Source organism: Streptomyces sp. NBC_00038 (assembly GCF_026343635.1).
Taxonomy (GTDB): domain Bacteria; phylum Actinomycetota; class Actinomycetes; order Streptomycetales; family Streptomycetaceae; genus Streptomyces.
The window spans coordinates 6,081,832-6,103,608 of record NZ_JAPELQ010000001.1 but is presented as its reverse complement, the minus strand read 5'-3'; the positions used below and the strand labels follow the sequence as shown (position 1 = coordinate 6,103,608).

The 21,777-nt window shown below is 70.1% G+C and carries 27 protein-coding genes; 13 read left to right on the top strand and 14 right to left on the bottom strand.

All coding sequences use genetic code 11. The annotated features are described in order from the left end of the window. Positions 1-132: 132 nt before the first annotated feature. Positions 133-501 (bottom strand): hypothetical protein, encoded by a 369-nt coding sequence (locus OG219_RS27630; RefSeq protein ID WP_266830856.1) that lies wholly within the window; start codon positions 499-501, stop codon positions 133-135. Positions 502-585: 84 nt separating this feature from the next. Continuing rightward, on the bottom strand, positions 586-1,269 hold the full coding sequence (locus OG219_RS27625) for a hypothetical protein (protein WP_266830854.1): 684 nt from the start codon (positions 1,267-1,269) through the stop codon (positions 586-588). Positions 1,270-1,407: 138 nt separating this feature from the next. Here OG219_RS27625 and OG219_RS27620 point away from each other — a divergent pair, with 138 nt between their 5' ends. Further along, a complete protein-coding gene (locus tag OG219_RS27620; RefSeq protein ID WP_266830852.1) occupies positions 1,408-2,100 on the top strand; it encodes a maleylpyruvate isomerase family mycothiol-dependent enzyme in 693 nt (230 codons plus the stop codon). Positions 2,101-2,138: 38 nt separating this feature from the next. Here OG219_RS27620 and OG219_RS27615 read toward each other — a convergent pair whose 3' ends face one another. Together OG219_RS27615 and OG219_RS27610 are read right to left on the bottom strand one after the other, a co-directional pair. Continuing rightward, positions 2,139-2,600 (bottom strand): hypothetical protein, encoded by a 462-nt coding sequence (locus OG219_RS27615; RefSeq protein ID WP_266830850.1) that lies wholly within the window; start codon positions 2,598-2,600, stop codon positions 2,139-2,141. Positions 2,601-2,670: 70 nt separating this feature from the next. Continuing rightward, positions 2,671-3,339, bottom strand: coding sequence for a hypothetical protein (locus OG219_RS27610; RefSeq protein ID WP_266830848.1), 669 nt, complete (start codon positions 3,337-3,339; stop codon positions 2,671-2,673). Positions 3,340-3,413: 74 nt separating this feature from the next. On the opposite strand from OG219_RS27610, the gene OG219_RS27605 reads away from it, so the two are divergent. The 7 genes from OG219_RS27605 to OG219_RS27575 all read left to right on the top strand — a co-directional run bounded on the left by OG219_RS27605 (position 3,414) and on the right by OG219_RS27575 (position 7,824). Beyond that, positions 3,414-3,668, top strand: a complete 255-nt coding sequence (locus tag OG219_RS27605; RefSeq protein WP_266830846.1) for a hypothetical protein — start codon at positions 3,414-3,416, stop codon at positions 3,666-3,668. Between the two features lie 342 nt (positions 3,669-4,010). Then, positions 4,011-4,952, top strand: a complete 942-nt coding sequence (locus tag OG219_RS27600) for a hypothetical protein (protein WP_266830844.1) — start codon at positions 4,011-4,013, stop codon at positions 4,950-4,952. A gap of 53 nt (positions 4,953-5,005) precedes the next feature. After that, the gene (locus OG219_RS27595) at positions 5,006-5,662 is read left to right on the top strand and encodes a DUF433 domain-containing protein (RefSeq protein WP_266830842.1); all 657 of its coding nucleotides are present in this window, start codon (positions 5,006-5,008) and stop codon (positions 5,660-5,662) included. Beyond that, positions 5,652-6,038 carry a toxin-antitoxin system, toxin component, PIN family protein gene (locus tag OG219_RS27590; protein ID WP_266830840.1) on the top strand — a complete coding sequence of 129 codons (387 nt, stop codon included), beginning with the start codon at positions 5,652-5,654 and terminating at the stop codon, positions 6,036-6,038. The genes OG219_RS27595 and OG219_RS27590 overlap by 11 nt, the downstream gene beginning before the upstream one ends. A gap of 37 nt (positions 6,039-6,075) precedes the next feature. Continuing rightward, complete coding sequence (locus OG219_RS27585) at positions 6,076-6,582, top strand: NUDIX domain-containing protein (protein WP_266830838.1); 507 nt, start codon at positions 6,076-6,078, stop codon at positions 6,580-6,582. Positions 6,583-6,706: 124 nt separating this feature from the next. Next, complete coding sequence (locus tag OG219_RS27580; protein WP_266830836.1) at positions 6,707-7,246, top strand: universal stress protein; 540 nt, start codon at positions 6,707-6,709, stop codon at positions 7,244-7,246. Between the two features lie 137 nt (positions 7,247-7,383). Continuing rightward, positions 7,384-7,824 (top strand): GNAT family N-acetyltransferase, encoded by a 441-nt coding sequence (locus OG219_RS27575; RefSeq protein WP_266830834.1) that lies wholly within the window; start codon positions 7,384-7,386, stop codon positions 7,822-7,824. A gap of 74 nt (positions 7,825-7,898) precedes the next feature. Here the strand turns inward: OG219_RS27575 and OG219_RS27570 are convergent, their stop codons facing one another. Then, positions 7,899-9,236, bottom strand: coding sequence for an acyltransferase family protein (locus OG219_RS27570; RefSeq protein WP_266830832.1), 1,338 nt, complete (start codon positions 9,234-9,236; stop codon positions 7,899-7,901). Positions 9,237-9,493: 257 nt separating this feature from the next. Between OG219_RS27570 and OG219_RS27565 the strand changes: the two genes are divergently transcribed. Continuing rightward, positions 9,494-9,847, top strand: a complete 354-nt coding sequence (locus tag OG219_RS27565; RefSeq protein WP_266830830.1) for an SAV_915 family protein — start codon at positions 9,494-9,496, stop codon at positions 9,845-9,847. A 9-nt stretch (positions 9,848-9,856) separates the two neighbouring features. Further along, entirely contained in the window at positions 9,857-11,203 is a 1,347-nt protein-coding gene (gene lysA / locus OG219_RS27560; protein WP_266830828.1) for a diaminopimelate decarboxylase, read from the top strand. 10 nt (positions 11,204-11,213) lie between these two features. Here the strand turns inward: lysA and OG219_RS27555 are convergent, their stop codons facing one another. The 4 genes from OG219_RS27555 to OG219_RS27540 form a co-directional block, all read right to left on the bottom strand. Beyond that, positions 11,214-13,034, bottom strand: a complete 1,821-nt coding sequence (locus OG219_RS27555) for an APC family permease (protein ID WP_266830826.1) — start codon at positions 13,032-13,034, stop codon at positions 11,214-11,216. 124 nt (positions 13,035-13,158) lie between these two features. Then, positions 13,159-13,878 carry a cation transporter gene (locus OG219_RS27550; RefSeq protein WP_266830824.1) on the bottom strand — a complete coding sequence of 240 codons (720 nt, stop codon included), beginning with the start codon at positions 13,876-13,878 and terminating at the stop codon, positions 13,159-13,161. Further along, entirely contained in the window at positions 13,878-14,213 is a 336-nt protein-coding gene (locus tag OG219_RS27545; RefSeq protein WP_266456696.1) for a helix-turn-helix transcriptional regulator, read from the bottom strand. Before OG219_RS27545 ends, OG219_RS27550 begins: the two co-directional genes overlap by 1 nt. A 64-nt stretch (positions 14,214-14,277) precedes the next feature. Next, positions 14,278-14,826, bottom strand: a complete 549-nt coding sequence (locus tag OG219_RS27540) for a hypothetical protein (RefSeq protein ID WP_266830821.1) — start codon at positions 14,824-14,826, stop codon at positions 14,278-14,280. A gap of 164 nt (positions 14,827-14,990) precedes the next feature. Between OG219_RS27540 and OG219_RS27535 the strand changes: the two genes are divergently transcribed. After that, a complete protein-coding gene (locus tag OG219_RS27535; protein ID WP_266830819.1) occupies positions 14,991-15,890 on the top strand; it encodes an aminoglycoside phosphotransferase family protein in 900 nt (299 codons plus the stop codon). A 20-nt stretch (positions 15,891-15,910) separates the two neighbouring features. Here OG219_RS27535 and OG219_RS27530 read toward each other — a convergent pair whose 3' ends face one another. Further along, entirely contained in the window at positions 15,911-16,309 is a 399-nt protein-coding gene (locus tag OG219_RS27530) for an ATP-binding protein (protein ID WP_266830817.1), read from the bottom strand. 245 nt (positions 16,310-16,554) lie between these two features. Here OG219_RS27530 and OG219_RS27525 point away from each other — a divergent pair, with 245 nt between their 5' ends. Both OG219_RS27525 and OG219_RS27520 read left to right on the top strand, forming a co-directional pair. Next, positions 16,555-17,400, top strand: a complete 846-nt coding sequence (locus tag OG219_RS27525) for a helix-turn-helix transcriptional regulator (protein WP_266830815.1) — start codon at positions 16,555-16,557, stop codon at positions 17,398-17,400. A 10-nt stretch (positions 17,401-17,410) separates the two neighbouring features. After that, on the top strand, positions 17,411-17,590 hold the full coding sequence (locus tag OG219_RS27520; RefSeq protein WP_266830813.1) for a DUF397 domain-containing protein: 180 nt from the start codon (positions 17,411-17,413) through the stop codon (positions 17,588-17,590). Positions 17,591-17,608: 18 nt separating this feature from the next. On the opposite strand, the gene OG219_RS27515 is transcribed toward OG219_RS27520, so the two are convergent. The 4 genes from OG219_RS27515 to OG219_RS27500 are packed head-to-tail and all read right to left on the bottom strand — an operon-like array spanning position 17,609 to position 21,675. After that, positions 17,609-18,379 (bottom strand): aminoglycoside phosphotransferase family protein, encoded by a 771-nt coding sequence (locus OG219_RS27515; RefSeq protein ID WP_266830811.1) that lies wholly within the window; start codon positions 18,377-18,379, stop codon positions 17,609-17,611. A 10-nt stretch (positions 18,380-18,389) separates the two neighbouring features. After that, positions 18,390-19,715 carry an amidohydrolase gene (locus OG219_RS27510; RefSeq protein WP_266830809.1) on the bottom strand — a complete coding sequence of 442 codons (1,326 nt, stop codon included), beginning with the start codon at positions 19,713-19,715 and terminating at the stop codon, positions 18,390-18,392. 35 nt (positions 19,716-19,750) lie between these two features. Continuing rightward, the gene (locus OG219_RS27505) at positions 19,751-20,233 is read right to left on the bottom strand and encodes a nucleoside deaminase (protein ID WP_266830807.1); all 483 of its coding nucleotides are present in this window, start codon (positions 20,231-20,233) and stop codon (positions 19,751-19,753) included. Positions 20,234-20,268: 35 nt separating this feature from the next. Continuing rightward, positions 20,269-21,675, bottom strand: a complete 1,407-nt coding sequence (locus OG219_RS27500) for a cytosine permease (RefSeq protein WP_266830805.1) — start codon at positions 21,673-21,675, stop codon at positions 20,269-20,271. Positions 21,676-21,777: the final 102 nt, after the last annotated feature.

Sequence of the window (21,777 nt, the reverse complement as noted above, 5' to 3'; positions counted from 1 at the left end):
CTCGTACGGCGTCCGTGGGGTGGAGCCGTACCGAGTCAGGAGTCGGACGCGCCGAGAGGGGAGTTCCCCAACGGCCTTGTGGCGTACGTCACTTGGATGCGATCCGCACCCGCTCGACTACTGTTCGCCGACTTAGAACCCCCGGTACACAGCACCGTGGCCCAGCCGCTCCTGCTGCCGTACACGCCGCGTCATGACGATCGCGGGGACACCGAGCCCCAGCAGCACCGGGACCGCGGCGGTGATCCCGAACCAGAGGAAGAGCGCGAGATAGCCGTAGGCGGCGTTGTCCACGTCCGCGTCCGCCTTCACCAGGAGGACGATGCTGGCCACGAACGCGACCACGATGAGAACCGCGAGGGCGATCGCGAGCCAGAGCAGGACGCGGGCCCAACGCCGGTACCCGGCACTGACCTCCTGGAACGGTGGCGGCCCGTACACCCCGGGCGGGCCGGGCCAGGGCCTTGGCACCGGGTGTTGGGGCGGCCACTGATCAGACATGAGGCCCAGTTCTACGGTGCGCGGCCCCGGAACACCAACTTCCGCCGCCACGGCACGCACCGCGCCGGAGCGTCGTCCCCCGGGTCACTTCTTCACCGAGTCCCACGCGCCGACGTTGAAGCTGCGCAGGAGGGCGATCAGCGCGGCCCCGAGCCGCCAGTCCACACCGGGTGCGTGTACGTGGAGTTTGTCGCCCTTGGATCTGAACTCCAGCGGGACCTGCCCGTTCGCGCGCCACCGGATGCCCCGGGGTGCGCGTGCGAAGCCGCCCTCGTTGCCAGGGACGCTGTCGAAGACGCTGACCACGAGGACGACCGTCATCAGGGGCAGCAAGAACCACCACATCCACCACCAAACGATCCTCCCCTTGAAGCCGATCGCTTCGGAGCCGCCGGGCTGGTGGACGGTCCAGCGGGTGCGCAGGCCCCTGCCGCGGAGCGCCTTCTCGCGCGTGAGCGTGCCGATGACCTCGCCGTGCGCGCCAAGCACCTGAAACCTCGCGACGCCGCCGGCGGCCGACAGGGTCACCACGGTGGCCACCCGCTCCCGGCGTTGATCGTCGGCCCACAGGGCGAAGGAACGGGCCCCGCCGCCCCGGGCCGCAAGGTACGCGGACGTGCCGCCCGGCGGCAGTTCGCGCTCCACGTACACGGCCGACGGCGCCGGTCCCGACCCGTCGGAGAAGCTGACCATGTCCGCCACCTTCGCCTGCCCCTGGCCGCCGGCTCGTCTCGGCCCGCTGTACATGGTCAGTACGTTGCTGCTCATCCGACGTGCTCCAGGTGGTAGTCGCGTGCCCAGGCCGGCCCAGTCTGTCTCACCCGCCACCCGCCGGACAGCCCGCCCTGCGGGAGGGTCACCTGCCGGTTCGGGTGGCGGGATGTCGGATCGGGATAGGTTCCCGGTATGGATTCCGCCTCTCTCCTCCTCCGTCTGCGCCGCGAGTTGGACGGCTTCCGGGCCTGCCTCGACGGCGACCTGACCGCACGGGTCGAGCATTGCGGTGACTGGACGCTGTACGACCTGGCGAACCACTTGGGCGGTGGGAACCTCTGGGCGGCCACCGCTGTCACGGAGGGGCACGGCGGCCTCGAACCGGCGGCGGCGCCACGGGAGCCTGCGGCGCTGGGGCGGTGGTTCGACGGCACGTCCGAGACCTTGTTGACGGTCTTGGATGCTGATCCGTCCGGCGCGGCCTGGACGTTCTGGCCCCCGCACACGGTCGGCTTCTGGCAACGACGCCGCTGCCTGGAAACACTCGTCCACCGCTGGGACGCCGAACACGCCCTCGGCGCACCCGGGCCGCTCGACGCGGACCTCGTCCACGACGGGGTGTCCGAGGTCTTCGACACCATGGCCCCTCGACAGATCGCGCGCGGCCGCGCGGTCCCACCCCAGGTCGCGCTGCGGCTCGAAGCCACGGACACCGGGGCGACCTGGACACACGGTCCGGGCACCCCGGTCGCGGTGCTCACCGGGACGGCGGAGAGCCTCCTGCTGACACTGTGGGGGCGGCTGCCGCGTACCGATGACGCACTGACGTGGGAGGGCGATCGGCACGCCGGGGAGCGGGTGTTGGACGGTCCGCTGGTGCCGTGACGCCGGGCCTCCCGAAGTGAACTCATGCGGTCACAGCGCTAGATGTGGATGAGGATCTGTCGTAGGGGGTGCCCGAGCGCGTCCGCGAGAGTGGCCAGTTCCTCGTCGGTCAGCCACGCCCGGTTCGGATACAGGACCTCGATCCTGAACTGGGCGAACCCCATCGGCCAGTCGTACACCAGCTCGTTGAGCGACGCCTCGGCATCACAGCAGGGAACCACCACCATGAGCGTCGAAAAGCCCTCGTCGTAGCGCTCCGAGACAGCTTCCCCCCACCAGGCAGATGCGAGATCCGCACCGCAGTGCGGGCAGGAGATCTTCTCCAGGTTGGCACCGCAGTAGACCACCTCGACGCTGTCGTGCCACTTGGCTTCCAGGCCACGGTGGGCGTCGTCGTCGGGAAGCATCCCGGACAGCACGGCCGCGGCACGATCCGCCACATCCCGACTGGGCTGCCAGTACGGATCGGTCGGAATCACCGTCAGGAAGTTGCCGCTCATCGCCCGTCTCCCCTGCCCGGCATGCGCCGTCCCTTGTCCGCCGGCCCGGCGGCCCCATCCGGTCGGAGCACTAGCAAAGGAGATCCGCGATCCTCCGCGCGCCCTCCAACGAGGTCGTCGTCAGCCGGGCCCACGACCCGTCCTGGAAGGAGATCTTGAAGTCGGCCTCGGCCATGCTGAATCGCTTGAGCTCCACGCCGGAGATTTCCTTCCGGGGCAGCGTCCAGAGGACGGCCTCGGATCCCGGAACCTTGTCGCCGCCGCCCCATTCGAGGAACCGACTGCCTCGCGCCGTGTCCTCGTACGACGTGATGCGCACGAGCCCATCAGGCTCTGTCAGTTCGATCTCGGTCACCGTTCGCCAGGACCGCCGAGAGGGATCGAGTTGCCAGGGCAGCGTACGAGCCGTCTCGCCCACGCCCGCCCACATGACGGGGAAGTCGTCGACCTCGTTCTCACGCTCCTCCAACTTCCCTCGCTTGTCGGGCGACGCGGGACTGCCGAGGGCGCTGGCGAGGATGTAGAGCGGCAGCATCAGGAGCCCGGTGACGACAGTAAGGACGTACCGGCCGACCTTGCCGAAGAACCCCCGCACGGCGAAGGTCTGTCCAGGTGGCCAGCCGGGCAGGTCGCGTTCTATGTCGTTGCGCTCGTGGTCGCGATAGGAGCGCCGCTTCTCCACCGAGGCGGCCGTACCACTCGCGAACTCGACCCGGAAGCGCTCCGGTTCCTCGTCCATGACCCTTCCTTCCGTGCCACTTTGGCAAGGTCAACTATGCCAACTCATCGGACCCGTAAGACCTGGAGGCCTCCATGGCTGATCAGCCGCTCAAGGCGCACTTCGCGGAGACCGTCACTCTTCCTGATGGCCGGAGGGTTCGTGTGCTCGCGTATCCCGACGGCAGTATCCGGTTCCACGTGGACGGACTGCCGTACGTGCTGACCGAGGCATACCTCAGCGGAAACGCCGAGAAGGACCAGGCGATTCTGAAGCTCTCGCCGGGCAAGCAGGGAAGCAACGCCTCCCACAACTACGTGGAATGGCTGGAAGAGAAGAACAGCAAGTAGACGGCACGAAACGGCCCCTCCGGCCGGGAGCTTCCGTACCAGCCATGGCTGCGACACTTCACCGCTTCCGAGCCGACCAAGTACCGGCCCCGGACGGGATTCCAGCCCCACCGGGCCCTCGTTCGCGGTGGTCCGGTGGGCCACGGCCCTCCCCCAAGGACTCTGAGGAAAGAACCAACTACCCACCCCCTCCCACCCGTTCACCCTCAGGAGTGACCCGGTTGCGGAAAGTGGCGACAGGGAGTTACGTTCGCCGCGACATCCCACACAACAGAAGACGGCCCCCGCCAGGACGGCAATCCTGGACGAGGGCCTGACCTACGAGGAAGTCCAACCTTCCCAATGGCTGAGCCGCATTCTAACGCGCCCTCGCGCGCCGAAGCCGGAGCTCCCACCTCCGGCGTCATCCACGTCCGCACCCGCCTCACCGCCAACTTCACCGTGATCGCCAACGCCCTCGCACAGCGGCGCGGTAGCGCGGTCACCATCGGCGTCGCGGCCTACATCCTCTCGTTGCCGGACGGTGCGATCGTCAGCATCGCCGCGCTCTGCAGGCACTTCACCGAGGGCGAGATCCTGATCTCCCGCGCGCTAAGGGAGTTGGAAGCCGCCGGTTACCTGGAGCGCCGACGCGAGCGCGGGCCCGACGGTCAGGTGCGCACGCGGACCTTCTTCTACGACGTACCGCGTGGCCAGAGGCAGCCGACCCCGCCACCCGGCCGACCCGACGGGCCTGTCCGGCCGCGGAAGTCCGCCGAGGGCGGCACACCGGGACGGACATCCCGGAACAGCGCATCGCCCTCATCGGATGCCAACGCCAGGCCTGCACAGGCAAGTTCGCCCGCCGAGTCACCCGCTCCACCACTCCGCCTCGACGACGCCGACACCCAAGCAGTCGTCATCCTCGCCTCCCTGCGGATCGTCCACCGCAGACTGATCCTGTCCCGCCGCGAGGTCGCCGAGCTGGCCCCGCGCGTCGCCGAGTGGCTCGCGCAGGGTCTCCGGCCCGAGGAGATCACCGGCCTGCTCACCGCCGGACTCCCCCGCCACTTCCAGTCCCGCCCGGCGCGGGTTCTCGCCTACCGGCTCGGCGAGGTCCCCCTCGATGCGCCACCGGCCCCGGATACTCCACCCACACATCGGGCCGTCCAGCCCTGGCAGACCTGCGACGGCTGCGAACGCGCCTTCCGGGCCCCGGAGCCCACGTCGTGCCGCGACTGCCGGAACTCGACCGCGCCACGCACCACGGCCGAGGCCGGCACCCATCACCCGGAAGCCGCCTGATGCTTCACTGGGTGTGCTCGCACACAAAACCAGGGATCAACGGCAGGAGGGTCATGGTCGACCGGTTCACCGACGGACTCCTGACGCCCACGGAGACGGCTTCCCACCTGGAGGTCCCTTTGTCGACGCTCACCAGCTGGCTCAAGGGAACGGCGGCCGGCGCACCGCTCGTGCACCGGGTCGAGCCGGTACGCAACGGGCAGCCGTCGGTCCCTTTCATCGCCGTGGCCGAGGCTCACGTCCTGCGTTCGCTGCGCTCGCTCGGTCTGCGGATGAGCGAGATCCGGGAGGCGGCGGCGGCCGTGCGGAAGGCGTTCGACACCCCCTACGGCCTGGTCTCGAAGCGCATCGCGACCGACGGGGTGGACATCTTCGTCGAGCACGGCTTCGGGGATCTGCGCAGGGCCCGGGACGGTCAGGCCCCCATCCACGAGGTGGTGGCCCGTTACCTCCGGTACCTGAACTGGGAGGGGGACGACGACTACCCGGCGAGCCTGCGGCTTAGGCAGTACGGGGAATCCGTCCCTGTCGTCATCGACCCGCGGTTCGGCCACGGGCTGCCGGTCATCGCCGCCAACCGTGTCGCGGTCAAGTCGGTCACAGACCTCTGGGAGGCGGGGGAAAACGTCGAGGACATCGCCTACGAGTACGGCATGACCCCCGAGCAGGTCGACGAACTCTGCCACGCAGTGGTGCGCCTTGCCGCCTGAGTTCTTCCTCGACCGGAATCTCGGGCGCCGTGTGGCGGAGGAACTGAGGGAACGCGGTTGGGCCGTTCACCGCATCGTCGACGTCTTCCCGGCGGACGCGCAGGACATCCCCGACGAGGAGTGGATCTCCTACGGGCTCGACCGGTCCTGGGTTCCGCTGTCGAAGGACGGCCGCATCAAGACACGGGACCTGGAGATCCAGCCTGTCCTCGACCGCTGCGCGGTGCTCTTCTACCTCGACAACCAACAACTCCGCAGTCTGGAGATGGTGGATCGGCTGGACGCACATCGCAGCGCGATCCACCGAGCCGTCGAGAAGGGCGGTCCGGCCGCCTACGCCGTACGACAGAACGGCCTCGACCGCACCTGGCCATGACATCGCCCGTTCCCCGCCGCCCGACGAAGGGATCACCGTGGCTCAGCCGAACACCGATACCCAGCCCACCGTCCTCGAGCCCGCCCTCGGATCCATGACCGTGCTGGTCGCCGCCGTCATCGTCCACGACCGGGCCGCCAACCGAATCGTCCTTCTCCAGCGCGGTGAGAACGCCAAGTTCGGCCAGGGCCTGTGGGACCTGCCCATCGGCAAGAGCGAGCCCGGCGAGCCGATCACCGAGACCGCCGTGCGTGAGCTGCACGAGGAGACGGGCCTGACGGTGAAACCGGAGGCGCTGCAGGTCGCTCACATCGTCCATGGGGCATTGGGCGTCGAAGCCCCCAACGGCTTCCTCACCGTCGTCTTCGCCGCTCATGAATGGACCGGCGAGCCCGAGAACCGCGAACCGCACAAGCACGCTCAGGTTCGGTGGACCGATGCCGACGCCCTCCCCGATGCGTTCGTCGGCTCGAGCGCCGACGCACTTCACCAGTACCTCTCCGGGGGCGGGGGCCTGCAGGTCTCCCTCCGTGGTTGGCGCTGAGCGGCGGCGTCAGGAGCGTGTTATGAACAGGCCTCCTGGCGTCAGGCAAACGCCAACACCGCCGTCCGCCGACTCCTCGGGCCCTTCCATGGGACGCGGATATCCGTGCGGACAGGAGCAGACAATGGGCGAGGTCGCGGGGCGGCGCATCGTGGTCGGGGTGAGCGGTTCGCTGGGGAGTCTGGCGGCTCTGCACCGGGCCCTGGACGAGGCGCGGCGCGGTGATGCCGAGTTGCTTGCCGTACTCGCCTGGGAACCGCCCGGCGGCGAACTCGCCCACGGACGAGCGGTGTTCCCCGCTTCCCTGGCCGAGCTCCGGCAGGCGGCGGGTGAGCGGCTGCTCGGTGCTCTGCGCACGGCGTTCGGTGATGCGGGGCCCGGGGTTCCGTTCCGGGGGCTGGTCGTACGGGGTACGGCGGGGCGCGCGCTGGTGGAGTGTGCCGACCGGGACGGGGATCTGCTGGTGGTCGGCGCGGGGTGCCGTGGCTGGGTGCATCGGGCGTTCTCGCCGTCCACCTCCCGGTACTGCCTCGCCCACGCCGCCTGTCCGGTTCTGGCCGTCCCGCCCTCGCCGCTGGAGAGCGAGCTTACCTCCGTGCACCGCCGTTTCAGCCTGCGACTGCCTCTTGATGCACGGGAGTTGACCGACGGCGTGCAGAACTAGTGCCGCATCAGCCAACGTTCGCCCTGATGTCCCAACAGGCCGGTCCTACCACGCAAGTCCGCCGAGAACGGCGGTGGCTTGGCGGGCTGCTGTTCGGGCAATACTCGGGCTCGCACACTCGTGCCAAACTCTGCGGCATGGCGAATGATCACACGCGCGCGGCCTTGAGCGTCGGCCACCGTGACTCGGTGCTCAACGAGCGGTTGTCCAAAGGGCTGGACGAGGTCAATTTCCCCGCCACAGGTACCACTGCTGCCGATCAGGGTGCGCTGTCAGTGAAGGTCGTCGACAGCGCGGGCGAGCTCATCGGCGGTCTGTCCGCATGGACTTGGGGAGGCCTGCTCGGCATCGAGATGCTCTGGATCCGCGAGGAAAGCCGCGGGGATGGATGGGGCAGCAAGTTGCTTCTGGCCGCGGAGGAGGAGGCGCGCCGCCGTGGCTGCGACCGCGCGTGCGTCTCGTCGTTCACGTTCCAGGCCCCTGCTTTCTATCAGCGTCACGGTTACGTCGAGACCGGCAGAACTCTGGGAATCCCCGGTGGAGCCGAGGACGTCCACATGTACAAGAAACTGGCCTGACGTCTGGCCGGCCCGATCCCGAACTGGGCCGACCGACGACCCCGCTGCGGCGGTGACGGTGACGGCGCCGTCCCTCAGCGCGGGCGCATCCCGAACAGGAAACGCGTCAACCTCGTACGCCGTACGAGTAGTTCGTACGACGCCAGGGTCAGGGCGAGCGAAGCCGCCACGATCAGGGCGTACTTGAGCGGGATCGGGGCGTCCATGCCGACCACGCCGTAGGCGACCGCCACGACGATCGGCTGGTGGAGGACGTACAACGGCAGTGCGCCGATGGCCAGATAGCCGAAGAGGCGGCGGCGCCTTTTGTCCGCGGTCGGCGGTGGCACCGGAAGCCGGCCCCGTCGGTCCAGCAGCCCCACGATCCCCACGATCCAGCACCACCCCGCCGCGCCGAACAGCGCGCGCGAGACCACCGCGAGCGCGGTCTGGTCCGTGAAGGCGTCGTCCGCCGTCATGAAGCCGGGTGCGCAGGCGGCGAAGAGGAGGGGGCCGAGGACGGCCGCCACCGGCGCGTCTCTGCGCATCGCCGCGCGGAGGCGGTCGTCGGTGGCCAGGGCGAAGCCGTAGAGGAAGAAGAGGAGGTACGCCCACCGGCCCCAGCCTCCGTAGTCCTCCTCCAGGCCGATCAGCGCGCTCATCGCGGCCAGCGGAAGAGCAGGGAGCAGCACCACGCCGCGCCTCTCGCACGCCCTGGCGATCGCGTCGCGGAGCCGCTGTGCGCGTGCCTCGGGGAACCAACGGGCCAGCGGCACCAGGAAGAGCGAGAACGTGAGCAGCAGCACCACGAACCACAGGTGGCCCGTCTCGAAGTACTCGCCCTGTACGACGAAGGGGAACGCGGACAGGTCCAGGTGTACGTCGAAGAAGCGGGGCAGGAAGCGGAGGTACGACTCGTCGTAGCCGGGGTCCGCGGACCGCTCACGCAGCCACTGCGGCAGCGGCAGCAGTGCGGCCGTCGCGAAGAGCAGGGGTACGCCGAGGCGCAGCAGCCGTTCCGTGGCGAAGCCGCCGGGGCCGCGGCGGTGCAGCGAGTGCCAGGAGCCGAGGCCCGCGACGAAGAACAGCATCGGCATCGCCCACACCACACCGAACCCGGCGATGACCAGGATCGCGTCGGTGGTGTCGCGGTTCTTGACGTAGAAGTCGGTGTCCGTGGCGAAGACCATCGCCGAGTGGAAGAAGACGAGCCCGATGACGACGAGTGTGCGGATGGCGTCGAGCTCCGTGCGGCGACCGGATGCGGCGCGCGGTTCCGCCTGCGGCTCCGGCGCATCTCCCGGCTCCGTACGCCGACCGGATGCGGCTCCCGGTTCCGTCCGCGGCCCCGGCACGCCTTCCGGCTCCGTACGCCAGCCGGACACGGCCCCCGGTTCCGCCTGCGGCCCCGGCACATCTCCCGGCTCCGTCATGCCGCCTCCCCCGTGGCGTGTGGCATGTCGTTCGTGGCGGCACCAGTGTCCGGCCTCCGGGGCGGGAGCGCCAGGTACACACCCGGCCGAACCCCGTTCCGCCCACGCCCCCGTAAGCATCGCGTTACGGCTGCCGGGCTCGACGTCAAGCATCCGTCAGCGGACCGCTCCGTACCCCGTCACCCGGGCATAGCGTCACCGATGCGTCCGGCCGACAGGGCAGAGCGGCGCACTCGTCTTCGTCAAGGAGCTGCACGATGTCTCCAGTGGACCGTTCCGAGGATCCCGAGCCTTCCGAACGCATCCCGGCCGGACTTCTCCACGTACCTGTCCGGTCGGGGCCCGCGGGCTGCACGGCCCGGTTCTTCCGCACTCCCCTGGGCGGCCGTACGGCCGTCGGTTTCACCTCGGCGGCGAAGCTCACCGCCACCCTCGGCACGGAACAGGCCTGCATCAGGCTCTCCGAACCCGCGCTGCGCGCGCTCGCCGCGCCGCTGGGCGTCACCGCCCTCACCGTCGACCCGCAGCTCTCCGCGCCCGCGGCCGCGCCCTCGACCGACCCATGGCCGCACCCGGTCGCCATCGCGCATCCGACCCCGCTCATCGGCTGAGGAGACGCCATGACCATCTCAGTCACCTCCCTCCCACCCGCCAACGAGAGCGACCCCGCCGACGCCCTGTCCGTCTGGCCCCGCTCCGCCCGCCCCCAGCCCGACGGCGACGTAACCGTCGGCGGCGTCTCCCTCACCGAGGCGGCCGACCGCTTCGGCACCCCCGTGTACGTGCTGGACGAGCAGGAGGTCCGGGAGCGCTGCCGTACGTACCGCACGGCGTTCCCCGAGGCCGACATCGTCTACGCCGCCAAGGCGTTCCTGTGCCGCGCGGTCGCGCACTGGGTGCAGGAGGAGGGCCTCGGCCTCGACGTGTGCTCGGCCGGGGAGCTGGCACTCGCCGTCACCACCGGGTTCCCGCCCGAGCGGATCGTGATGCACGGCAACGCGAAGAGCCCCGAGGACCTGCGCACCGCGCTGCGCCTCGGAGTCGGACGCATCGTCGTGGACAGCACCTCGGAGATCGCCCGGCTGGCCGCGATCACGCCCGCCGGCACCCGGCAGAAGGTCATGGTGCGGGTGGTGCCCGGCATCGCGGCCGGCGGGCACGCCAAGATCCGTACCGGCACGGAGGACCAGAAGTTCGGCCTGTCGATCACGGACGGGTCCGCGCAGCACGCCGTCACCCGGATACTCGACCAGCCGCACCTCGAACTGGTCGGCCTGCACTGCCACATCGGCTCGCAGGTCGCGACCGTGAAGCCGTACGTCGCCGCCGTGCGCCGCATGGTCGGGCTGATGGCCCGGATCCGCGACCAGCACGGCGTCACCCTGCCGCAGCTGAACATCGGCGGCGGGCACGCCATCGCCTACCGGCCCGGCGAGGACAGCCTCGACGTGGGCGTCCTGGCCGGCCGGGTGCGGGCCGAGCTGGAGGACGGCTGCGTCCGCGCCCAACTCCCGCTCCCCCGGCTCACGTTGGAGCCGGGCCGCGCGGTCGTCGGACCCGCCGGGGTCGCCGTCTACCGGGTCCTGTCCGTCAAGCGCACCGGGGACCACACCTTCGTCGCCGTCGACGGCGGCATGAGCGACAACCCGAGGCCCGCGCTGTACGGCGTCCGGTACGCGCCCCGGCTCATCGGCCGCACCTCCGCCGCGCCGCCCCGCCTGGTCACCGTCGTGGGCAGGCACTGCGAGGCGGGCGACATCCTCGCGGACGAGGTGGCCCTCCCCGGCGACGTACACCCCGGCGATCTCCTCGCCGTACCGGCGGCCGGCGCGTATCACCTGTCCATGGCCTCCGGTTACAACCTGGTCGGCCGGCCTCCGGTCGTCGCAGCGGCCGACGGCATCGCGCGCGTCCTCGTACGCCGCGAGTCGCTGGACGACATGAGCCGCCGGGACGTCGGCCTGTGATCCGGGCTCGTCACAGGCTCAACCGGTACGGCACCACGCAGACGACGACGTCCGTACGAGCCCTCAGCGCGGCCGCGAGCAGCAGTCCGCGCTGGTTCTGGAGGATCTGGTAGCGGCGGTGGCGGGGCTCCACCTCGGGGATGAGGACGGCGATCTGCCGTCCTCCCTCCGCCACCCGCTGGACGTAGTCGACGATGGGCTCGACGAGGGAGTGGCGCGGGCTGTCGATGATCTCCAGCCGTACGCCCGGATTCCATTGGTCCCAACTCGCCTTCAGCGCCTGCACCCTGGCAGGGTTTCCGTGTACGGCCACGGCGACAACCTCGCGCGAGCCCAGCGCGCGGGCGGCCGTCAGCGCGTACTGCGTGAGTCTGCTGACCTCGCCGACCGGCACGATGACGAGGGAGTCGGCGGTGACGCGGACCGGGGGCGGGATCTCGCCGAGGCCCAACTCCCGGGCGACTTCGGTGTAGTACCGCTGGATGCGGGCGAAGAGCAGCATCAGCAGCGGAATGGCGAGGACCACCACCCAGGCGCCCTCGACGAACTTGGAGGCCAGCAGCACCGCGCACGCGACACTCGTCAGCACCGCGCCGAACCCGTTGAGCACCGCCCGCCGCAGCCAGCCGGGCGGCCGCCCCTTCGCCCAGTGCCGGACCAGCCCGGTCTGGCTGATGGTGAAGCCGATGAAGACACCGATCGCGAACAGCGGGAGCATGCGGTGGGTGTCGGCGTCCACGGCGATCAGCAGCAGCGCGGCGAGCAGGGCGAGGGCCACAACTCCCCAGCGGTACACGGGGCGTTCGGTGCGCAGCGCGAACAGATGCGGCAGCCGGTGGTCCTTGGCGAGCAGGCTCATCAGCACGGGCAGGCCGCCGAAACTGGTGTTGGCGGCGAAGAGCAGGACCGCCGTGACGATGAGATTGGTCGCGTAGTACGCCCATCCCGTCCCGTACGAGCCCGCCGTCAGCTGGGCGAGCACGGTGACGCCGCCGCGCGGGACCACGTCGTCGCGCTGGATGAGCACGGCGAGGCCGATCAGTATCAGCCCGAGCAGCCCACCGAGCATCAACTCGGTGCGCTGGGCACGCTTGACGCGCGGCCGGCGGAACGCGGGTACGCCGTTGGCGATGGCCTCGACTCCGGTCAGCGCGGAGCAGCCGGAGGAGAACGCCTTCAGGAGCAGTACCACTCCCAACGCCTCGGTGGCGTGCACGGGTTGGGCCGTCCCGACGGTCGCGACCGGCTGGCCGCGCAGCAGACCGAGCACGACGATGCCGAGGATGCTCACGACGAACAGCACGGTGGGCAGCATCAGCACCCGCGCGCTCTCGGCGACGCCCCGCAGGTTCACGACCGTGAGGACGCCGAGCCCGATCAGGCAGATTTCGAGCAGATACGGGGTGAGGGACGGGAATGCCGACGCGAGACTGGCGGCGCCCGCGGCCAGGCTGACGGTCACCGTCAGCACGTAGTCGACGACGAGACTGGCCGCCGCGAGCAGGCTGATCCGGGGCCCGAGGTCCTTCTTGGCCACCGCGTACGCGCCACCGCCGTCCGGGTGTACGGCGATCACCTGCCCGTACGACACCACGAGGACCGCGAGCAGCGCGGCGATGACCAGCGTCACCGGCAGCGTCGCGGTCAGCGCCCCGGTGCCGGCCACGATCAGCACCAGCACGATCGCCTCGGGGCCGTACGCGACCGAGCTCAGCGCGTCCAGCGACAGCGCGGCGAGCCCTTCGAGGCTGGTCAGGTGGGACCGGTCGCCCTCCCCGTGCCGCAACGGGACTCTCGGCTTCAGTTGGCGGCGGGCCAGACCGTATGCCATGGGGACCTCGCGGTGCCGGGGACTGAGGGCGGTTCGAGGTCAGTGTGACCGGCGCGGGGCACCGCGAGGGGTCAAGGACGCGCCAAGGGCGGGCAGATCTGGAGAGGTGGAGAGAGGCGCGGGGTCAGGCGCAGCAGTCGCAGCCGGGCTTGCAGCCGCAGGCGTCGGACTCCCCGGCTTCAACGGGTGTCGGCGGCACGGCAGCTGACGCCGGAGCGCAGCACCCCTCCCCGCGCCAGGCGTCCCGCCCCTCCTTGACCGCGACGGCTGCGATCACGAGAGCCGCGACCGGGTCGGCCCACGACCAGCCGAGCGTGGCGTTGACGACGAGCCCGACGAGCAGCACTGCCGACAGGTAGGTGCACAGCAGGGTCTGCTTGGAGTCGGCCACCGCCGAGGCCGACCCGAGCTCACGCCCGGCACGCCGCTGGGCGGCCGACAGGAACGGCATGACCAGCAGCGACAGCGCGGCCAGCACGATCCCGGGCACGGAGGGCTCCGCTTCCCCACCCCCCACCAGACCGCGTACGGCGTCGACGGCCACGTACGCGGCAAGCACGAAGAACGACCCGGCGATGATCCGCAGCGTCACCCTCTCCCGGGCCTCCCGAACCGCGTGCTCCCGCGCGGAGAACTGCCAGGCGACTGCCGCGGCGGACGACACCTCGATGACGGAGTCGAGCCCGAACCCGATGAGCGCGCTGGAGGAGGCGAGCGTCCCCGCGGTGATCGCCACGACGGCCTCGACGACGTTGTACGCGATCGTCGCGGCGACCAGCAGCCGTATCCGCCGGGCCAGCGCGTCCCGCCGGACCGGCGAAGGCCCCAGGGATACGGAGACCATCAGCAGCAGCCCTTCTCGTCGGCGTCGGGGCAGTTGCGGTCGGTCTCGACGGCCACCACGGCGTTCCGCAGGTCGTCCAGCGCGTGCCCGAGCCGCGGGTCCGCCAGTTCGTACCGCGTACGACGCCCGACCGGGACGGCGACGACCAGGCCGCAGTCGCGCAGACAGGCGAGATGGTTCGACAACCGGGTCCGCGAGATCCCCAACTCCTCGGCCATGTCGGCCGGATGCGCCGGCGCCTCCCGCAGCATGAGCAGGATGCGGCAGCGGATGGGGTCGGCAAGGGCGCGGCCGAAGCGGGTGAGGGCGTCGAGGTCGGTGGCCAGGGTCAGCATGGGCCTGAGAGTACAGGATTTCCTGAATTCAAAGAAAGGTGAATCATTGAGGGATCCGGCGGCCTCAGCGCTGGTCCGGGGTATCCGCCGAGACGGCCCAGAAGCGCAGGAACAGCGAGAGCATCGCGGAGGAGGTCAGCGCCCATACGTTGAAACCGACGGCTTCGCGGGACTCGGCGTCATTCAGGACGACTGTGATCACGGCGACCATGAAGGCCAGCGCCGCGTAGAAGCCGATCCGGATGGTCTTCGCGGACCAGCGGTGGAACCGGTAGAGCAGCAGCAGCCTGCTGACCGAGACACGGGAATCCTCGTCCGTGTCCGCCCGCTCCGCCGCCGTCACCCGCGCGGACGCCTCGTCCAGCCAGTCGTTCGCCACCGCGGTCGGGCCTTGGAGTGCTTCCGGCGTGGCGGCGACCAGTTGCTTCGCCTTCCACCACTCGGCCGCGAAGGCCACCTGCCGGGTCGCGTCCTCGAAGGCCAGCCGGCGGCGGCCCGCTCGCGAGCGGCGCACCCGCCGATCCTGCGCCCGCAGGCTCACCACGCCGGCGACCGCGGTCACCACAGGGACCAACACCGCCACGGAAACGGTCACCACGTCCTGCGCGCTCATCGACAGCCCCCCAACTGTTCAGCCAGGCGCATCAGCATGGCACCCATGCCCTACGACCTACGAGGGTCGACGGGTCGAAATCCGGTCGACAGGCGGGCCCTCGACGCACTGTGATGGCCCCGGCTGTCCGCCGCACCGGAGCGGACCGACCGCAGGAGCTGCTGTTGACGACCGGGCGAACCGCGGACACCAGTCCCTCGATCGATGGCGCCCTGGTCAGGCGCCTGGTCGATGCGCAGTTCCCGCAATGGGCCGGACTGCCCCTGGAGTTGGTCGACCCGGCCGGTTCGGACCATGTGATCCACCGGCTGGGAGCGGAGTTGTCCGTCCGGCTGCCCCGCCACTCCGGGGCGATCGGGCAGGCCAGGAAGGAGTCCGAGTGGCTGCCCCGGCTCGCCCCGCATCTGCCGCTGGCCGTCCCGGAGCCGGTGGGCGTGGGTGAGCCCGGCTTCGGCTACCCGTGGCCGTGGGCGGTGTCCCGATGGCTGGAGGGTGAGGTGGCGACCGCCGAGGCGCTCGCCGAATCGTCCGTCGCCGCCGTCGAACTGGCGGGGTTCCTGACCGCCCTTCAGCGCTTCGCGCCCGAGGACCTCCCGGCCGAGGGCGCCCGCACGGACCTCACCGCCGGACCGCTCGCCGACCGGGACCGGGCTACGCGGGCCGCCATCGCGGACGTCGGCGACGCGTTCGACGCCGCGGCCATGACCGAACTGTGGGCCGCGGCCCTCGGCGCCCCCGGTTGGGACCGCCCTCCGGTCTGGTTCCACGGCGACTTCCACACCGGCAACCTGCTGACCGTCGACGGCCGCCTCAGCGCGGTCATCGACTTCGGCGAACTCGGCCTCGGCGACCCGGCCCGCGACCTGATCATCGCCTTCACCCTGATGTCGGCCGACACCCGGACCGCCTTCCGCCACGCGCTCGGCGTGGACGACGCCACCTGGACCCGGGGCCGCGGTTGGGCCCTGACCACCGGCCTGAACGCCTACACCTCCTACGCCGCGGCCAGCCCCCGGATCGCGGCGCAGACCACCCGTCAGATCACCGAGGCGCTCATCGGCTGAGCAACGGGGTCGAACCGCCTTCAAGTCCCTGGGCCGGTCGCCGACAGGTCGAACCACACCGCCTTGCCCTGCGGGGAGGCGGGGGCGGTGCCCCAGCAGCCGTCCGTGAGGGCGTCCACCAGGTGCAGGCCCCGGCCGCCCAGTTCCCAGCCGTTGGGGGTCAACTCCCTTATCACCGGCAGGTTCTCGTTCCCGTCGAACACCGTGACTCGTACCCGAGCGGGCTTCACCGACAACCACAGGGCCGAGCCGCCGTCCTTCGCGTGCACACAGGCGTTCGTGACGAGTTCGGAGGTACAGAGGGTTGCCGTGTCCACGAGGGCGTCGAGTCTTAAGGCGCGGAGGACTGAGGCGACGAAGTCGCGGGCGACGTGGGGGGACGTGTCCGAGGGCGGGCAGAAGAGGGCGTATTCGGGCATGGGGTTCCGTCAACTCCGTTGCGGTGAGGGGGCACGAGGGGTGGTCAGTTCCCTGCCGCGCTAGTGGCCTCGCCTCGGGTGTCGACGGCCCGTGGTGGCACTTCCAACTGGCAGTACGCAGGGGAGAGTTGCGGATGAGTAGTCATTCACACACTCTCCGTGAGGTACGTTGCGACGATAGCGGAACAGGTTGTGCCGTAACAACCTGTTCCGCCAGACTCGGGACCGATCACATGGAGGACGACATGCCACCGAGGCCCAATCCCACGGCACGCCAGGTGCGGTTGGGGGCCGAGCTGCGCAAGTTGCGTGAGGCCGCCGGTGTATCGAACAGAGCCGCCGCCGAATTCCTGAACTCCAACCCGACCCAGGTCAGCCATGTGGAGTCCGGGCGGTTCGGGATCAGCGAGGAGCGGCTGCGCAGACTCGCCGGGTTGTACGCCTGCGACGACACCAAACTCGTCGACGTACTGGTCGAGATGGTGAACGAGCGAGGAAAGGGCTGGTGGGAGGAGTACCGCGGTGTCCTACCGCCCAAGGGCCTCGATCTTGCCGAGTTGGAGCACCATGCGTCTTACGTCCGCACGTTCCAGGTCGTACACATCCCCGGGATCTTTCAGACCGAGGAGTATGTACGCGCAGCCTCGACCTTCGTCGAACCGGAGCGTCCAGAAGCCGAGCACGAGGCTCGCGTCTCGTTCCGGATGCGGCGCCGGGAGGTACTCGAATCCGGGATGCCGTATGACGCGATCATCCACGAGGCCGCGCTACGCATGCGTGTCGGCGGCCCCAAAGTGGCCCGCGCTCAGCTTGAGCACCTCATCCAGGCGTCCGAGAGGACGAACGTCACTCTTCGCGTGATCCCGTTCACGGCCGACGGTTTCGCGGGCGCCGGATTTCCCATGCAGTACGTTGGCGGAGTCGTCCCCCAACTGGACACCGTGCAGATCGACACCACGCACGGCGCCGAGTTCATCGATGCCACAGCCCAACTGAACCGCTACCGGGCCCTCCTCGAGCGCGTGGACAGCACCGCCCTCCCGCAGGATGCTTCCCTCGACCTCATCCGCCGTATCGCCCAGAACCTGTGAAAGGCCTCCCGTGTCTGAAGCCCTCCGCTGGCAGAAGTCGTCGTTCTCGGGAGGGGCCGGGGACACGGACTGCCTGGAGATATCCGCCACCCCCACCACCCTCCACCTCCGAGAAAGCGACCACCCCACCGCCATCCTCACCCCCACCCCCTCCGCCCTCCGCGCCCTCCTCACCACCCTGAGGCCCTGACCCGCACGCGGACAGCGACTACTCGACCAGGTGTCGGTGCGCCTCGCTCCAGCCGATCCGGTCGTCGAGTTCGGTCAGGATCCCGTCGGCGACCCAGCCGGCCTGCGGCTCGTGGCCCTGCTCGGCCAGCCGGCGCACGAGGTCGGCGTTGTCCCGCTGCCTGGCGATGACGGCGTCGACGATTCCCACGGTCGAGTCGAGACCGTACGCGCGGCAGAAGCGCTCCAGCCGGAGGCGGCGGTCGGGCGGCGCCGGATAGCGCAGCCAGCGCAGGCACTCGGCGTCGTCGCGGAACGGGGCGACGTACTCCAGTGCGTAGGCCACGTCGTGCAGGCGCGGCGCCGGTCGGGCGAAGTCCCAGTCGATGATTCCCACCGGGCGGTTGCCCTGCCATACGACGTTCCAGGGGCCGAAGTCCCCATGGCAGACGACCTCTTCGTGGCCGGGGCCGCCCGCGTCCGTGGACCAGGTCGCGTCCGGTGGAGGCGAGAAGCCCTCGCAGGCGTCGTGGTAATCGCGCAGCAGCCGGGCGAAGTTGGTCAGGCCCTGGTCGTCCACGACCTTGGCCCAGCCCGACGGCCCGGAGTCACCCTCGAAATAGGTGAGGACTTCCCGGCCCTCGTCGTCGATCCCCAGCGGTCGGGGTGCGTAGGCGAACCCGACCTCCTCCAGGTGCCGCAGCAGCGCGTGGACAGTGGGCGTCCACGGCTGCACGGGCCTGCGGACGGTGTCACCGATCCGCACCACCCTGCGATGGACCCCGTCCTGCATCACTTCCTCATCCGGCACGCCCTTCACGCTACCCAGCCTCCCGCCGCCGGAAGAGCTCCTCGGCCGCGGACTGAGCTCGCAGCCGTACCTGCTCGGCGTCAACGCTCAACACCTCACCCCCCGCTACCAGTTGACGCCCGTCCACCCACACATGGTCGACATCCGCCGCGCCCGCCGAGAACACCAGGTGGGCGACCGCGTTGAAGTCCTCGCCGTGGAGGAGTGGGGTGGTGTGGAGTTTGCGGAGGTCGACGGTGACGATGTCGGCCTTCTTGCCCGGTTCCAAGGAGCCTGTCTCGCCGTCCAGGCCCAGGGCTCGTGCGCCCTCGAGCGTCGCCATCGTCAGGATGTCCCACGGGTCACCCGTCGTCGGGTCCAGCGTGGAGACCTTCTGCAACAGCGACGCGAACTTCATCTCCTCCAGCAGGTCCAGGTTGTTGTTCTCCTTCTCGCCGTCGCTGCCCAGGCCGACGGCGATGCCCTTGCGGCGCATGTCGATGACGCGGGCCGGGCCCGAGGAGAGCTTCATGTTGGAGCAGGGGCAGTGGGCGACGCTCGTACCCGTCTGGGCGAGGAGTTCGATCTCGCGGTCGTCGAGCCAGACGCAGTGGGCCACGACCGTGCGGGGGCCGAGGATGCCCCGGTTGTAGAACTCCTCGATCGGCCGGCGGCCGAACTGCCGCAAGGATTCCTCCACTTCCCAGATCGTCTCGGAGGAGTGGGTGTGCAGCCCCGTGTCGAACTCGTCCGCGAGTGCCGCGGCGGCCTTGAACGCCTCCGGGCTGCAGTAGAAGAGGTGCTCCAGGCCCACCCAGGAGCGCACGCGGTCGTTCGCGTACGTGCGGTAGTCCTCCAGGAGGCGGCGGTTCGTCTCCAGGGTCTCGAAGTAGTCGTAGCCCGGGAGGTCGGCCACGTACGGGACGAGCGTCGCGCGGATGCCCACCCGCTCCGCCGCGTGTGCCGAACCCTCCATGTGGCGCCACATGTCCATCACCGACGTCGTGCCCGCGCGCAGCGACTCCGTGTAGCAGAGCAGGGACGCCGCTTCCGCGATCTCCGGGGTGAGCGCCTTGTGGGCCGGGTCGACGTAGTCACGCAGCCAGTCCCACAGGGACTTGGACTCGGCCGTGCCGCGCAACAGGCCCGAGTGGAGGTGGGTGTTGTGCAGGCCGGGGATCACGGCGTGGCCGGTGGCGTCCACCACGTGAGCGTCGGCCGCGTCCAGCTCCTCCACCGTGCCCACGGCGACGATCCTGCCGTCCTCGACGAGTACCGAACCGGGGTCGTACACCGTCTTGCGGCCCTCGCAGGGGATGACGATGCCGTTGCGAATCAACGTACGGGTGCGGGTCATTGGGGTGTCTCCTTGCAGGGCTTGCGGGGGTGCGGTCAGTTCCAGAAGCCGACGTGGACCGCCGCCGCCCGCTCCCGGAGGAACGGCCCGACCACCTCGATCCGCCGCTGCCCCGCCGCGAACACCTCCCGACACGGCAGCGCCATCGTCGGGTTCTCATCGTTCGCACCGGTGAGGGCGAGGAGTTCGTCCTCACCGAGGGCGTAGACGACCCGCCCGATACCGCTCCAGTACACGGCGCCCGCGCACATCGCGCAGGGTTCGGTGCTGGTGTAGAGGGTGGCGTGGGCAAGCTCCGCCCGGGTGTACGTCCGGGTCGCCAGGCGTACGAGATTCGTCTCGGCGTGCCCGGTCGCGTCCCGCTCCGTCACCACCGTGTTTCCCGCCTCCAGCACCGCCGAGCCGTCGAGGACGAGCAGGGAACCGAAGGGGTGGTTGCCGTCGCGGCGGGATCGGGCGGCGAGTTCGATCGCGGTGAGAAGGAACTTCTCGTCGGCAGCGGTGGGGCTGTCGTTCACAGTGACTGACTCCTCAACTGGCTTACAGGAATGCGTTATTCGGCGGTCACAGGTATCCGGGTTTCCGGCGCGTCGGCGAGCGGCACCGGCCGCCATCCCGACAGCCCCGCGTACGCCGCCCCCGCCACCAGGAACCCGACGAACAGCCCCAGCGGACCGAGCGCCGGATGCGCCTCCGCCAATGGGCCGGTATAGAAGGACTGGTTCATGAACGGGATCTCGACGAGCAGGGCCAGCAGCACCGACGGCAGCCCCCAGCCGAGGCGGTGTCCGGTGTCGTACAGCCGCGAGATGTCGTACGTGCCGCGCCCGCGACCCCAGTAGGCCACCACGATCACCGCCGCCCAAGGCGCGAGCCAATAGCCCGTCATCAGCATGAAGTCCTGCAACTGCTGGGCGAAGTCCCCGTGTCCGGCGTACCAGGAGATCGCCGTGCCGAGTCCGCCGACCACCAGGACCGACACCCAGCGCGGGATCGTGAACCCGGCGACAAGTGCGGCCATCGCGCCCGAGTACAGGTCGATGACGGTCGACGCGAGCGTGGACAGCAGCAGCGACAGGAGCACGACGGTGCCGAGGGCGTCCGGCAGCAGGGCGCTCACCATCGAGCTGGGGTTGTCGAGCGCGCCCGCGGTGCCGATCGCCGCGCCCAGGGCGCCGATCCACACACCGGCGACCGCACTGCCGCCGCCCGCCGCGAGGAAGACCCGCTTCGGGGCGGAGGTGGCCGGGAGGTATCGGCTGTAGTCGGAGGCGTACGCGGACCAGCCGATGACGCGGGCCGCGGTGACCGCGACGACGAGCAGGAACGCGGCGGTGGTCCCGTCGAAGGGGTCGACCGGGGCTGCGGCGTGCGCGTCTCCGAAGCCGTACACCGACACGACCGCGAAGACGACGACCAGGAGCACGGCGAGGGCCCGCTCCACGTAGTGGATCATCCGGTAGCCGATGACCGCGATCGCCAGCTGGGCCGCGGCCATGAGCAGCAGCGCCGGGGCGAAGCCCATACCCGTCAGGTCGCGCAGGATGAAGATGCCGAGCAGGGTGTCGACCACGCACCAGCCGACGCCGTTGACGACGGTGAACGCGGCGGACGGCAGATTGCCGAGGCGACCGAACGGGCCTCGGGACTGGATGAGTTGGAGCACTCCGGTGAGCGGGCCCCGGGTGGAGAACAGGCCCACGAGCGCCGAGCTGAGCAGCGTGCCGAGCGTGACGGCGACGACCGCCGGGAGCAGGTCGAGGCCGAAGACGGACGTCGACAGGGCGCCGACGCTGAGCGTCGCGAACTGCACGTTCGCGCCGAACCAGAGCGTGAACAGGGACCAGGGGCGGCCGTGGCGGCGGTCGGACGGTACCGGTTCGGCTCCGGCTCGCTCGACGCCGAAGGGCTTCTCGGCGCCGAAGGGCCTCTCGGCGCCGGCCAGGGTTTCGGTATGCACAGCGGTCTCCTCATGGAACGACGGGAGCGCACTGGACGAGACGCGGGAGCGTCCAGGGTGCAAAGGGAGCGGGGCATGCGGCTCGGGCGGGTGCCCCTCAGT

Coding starts and splice junctions, on each gene's coding strand:
- OG219_RS27620 (WP_266830852.1), top strand. CDS start 1,408: ATGGATTCCGCCTCTCTCCTCCTCCGTCTGCGCCGCGAGTTGGACGGC.
- OG219_RS27550 (WP_266830824.1), bottom strand. CDS start 13,878: ATGGTCTCCGTATCCCTGGGGCCTTCGCCGGTCCGGCGGGACGCGCTG.
- OG219_RS27510 (WP_266830809.1), bottom strand. CDS start 19,715: ATGACCCGCACCCGTACGTTGATTCGCAACGGCATCGTCATCCCCTGC.
- OG219_RS27525 (WP_266830815.1), top strand. CDS start 16,555: ATGCCACCGAGGCCCAATCCCACGGCACGCCAGGTGCGGTTGGGGGCC.
- OG219_RS27605 (WP_266830846.1), top strand. CDS start 3,414: ATGGCTGATCAGCCGCTCAAGGCGCACTTCGCGGAGACCGTCACTCTT.
- OG219_RS27575 (WP_266830834.1), top strand. CDS start 7,384: ATGGCGAATGATCACACGCGCGCGGCCTTGAGCGTCGGCCACCGTGAC.
- OG219_RS27625 (WP_266830854.1), bottom strand. CDS start 1,269: ATGAGCAGCAACGTACTGACCATGTACAGCGGGCCGAGACGAGCCGGC.
- OG219_RS27610 (WP_266830848.1), bottom strand. CDS start 3,339: ATGGACGAGGAACCGGAGCGCTTCCGGGTCGAGTTCGCGAGTGGTACG.
- OG219_RS27600 (WP_266830844.1), top strand. CDS start 4,011: ATGGCTGAGCCGCATTCTAACGCGCCCTCGCGCGCCGAAGCCGGAGCT.
- OG219_RS27570 (WP_266830832.1), bottom strand. CDS start 9,236: ATGACGGAGCCGGGAGATGTGCCGGGGCCGCAGGCGGAACCGGGGGCC.
- OG219_RS27580 (WP_266830836.1), top strand. CDS start 6,707: ATGGGCGAGGTCGCGGGGCGGCGCATCGTGGTCGGGGTGAGCGGTTCG.
- OG219_RS27530 (WP_266830817.1), bottom strand. CDS start 16,309: ATGCCCGAATACGCCCTCTTCTGCCCGCCCTCGGACACGTCCCCCCAC.
- OG219_RS27545 (WP_266456696.1), bottom strand. CDS start 14,213: ATGCTGACCCTGGCCACCGACCTCGACGCCCTCACCCGCTTCGGCCGC.
- OG219_RS27615 (WP_266830850.1), bottom strand. CDS start 2,600: ATGAGCGGCAACTTCCTGACGGTGATTCCGACCGATCCGTACTGGCAG.
- OG219_RS27555 (WP_266830826.1), bottom strand. CDS start 13,034: ATGGCATACGGTCTGGCCCGCCGCCAACTGAAGCCGAGAGTCCCGTTG.
- OG219_RS27595 (WP_266830842.1), top strand. CDS start 5,006: ATGGTCGACCGGTTCACCGACGGACTCCTGACGCCCACGGAGACGGCT.
- OG219_RS27630 (WP_266830856.1), bottom strand. CDS start 501: ATGTCTGATCAGTGGCCGCCCCAACACCCGGTGCCAAGGCCCTGGCCC.
- OG219_RS27565 (WP_266830830.1), top strand. CDS start 9,494: ATGTCTCCAGTGGACCGTTCCGAGGATCCCGAGCCTTCCGAACGCATC.
- lysA (WP_266830828.1), top strand. CDS start 9,857: ATGACCATCTCAGTCACCTCCCTCCCACCCGCCAACGAGAGCGACCCC.
- OG219_RS27540 (WP_266830821.1), bottom strand. CDS start 14,826: ATGAGCGCGCAGGACGTGGTGACCGTTTCCGTGGCGGTGTTGGTCCCT.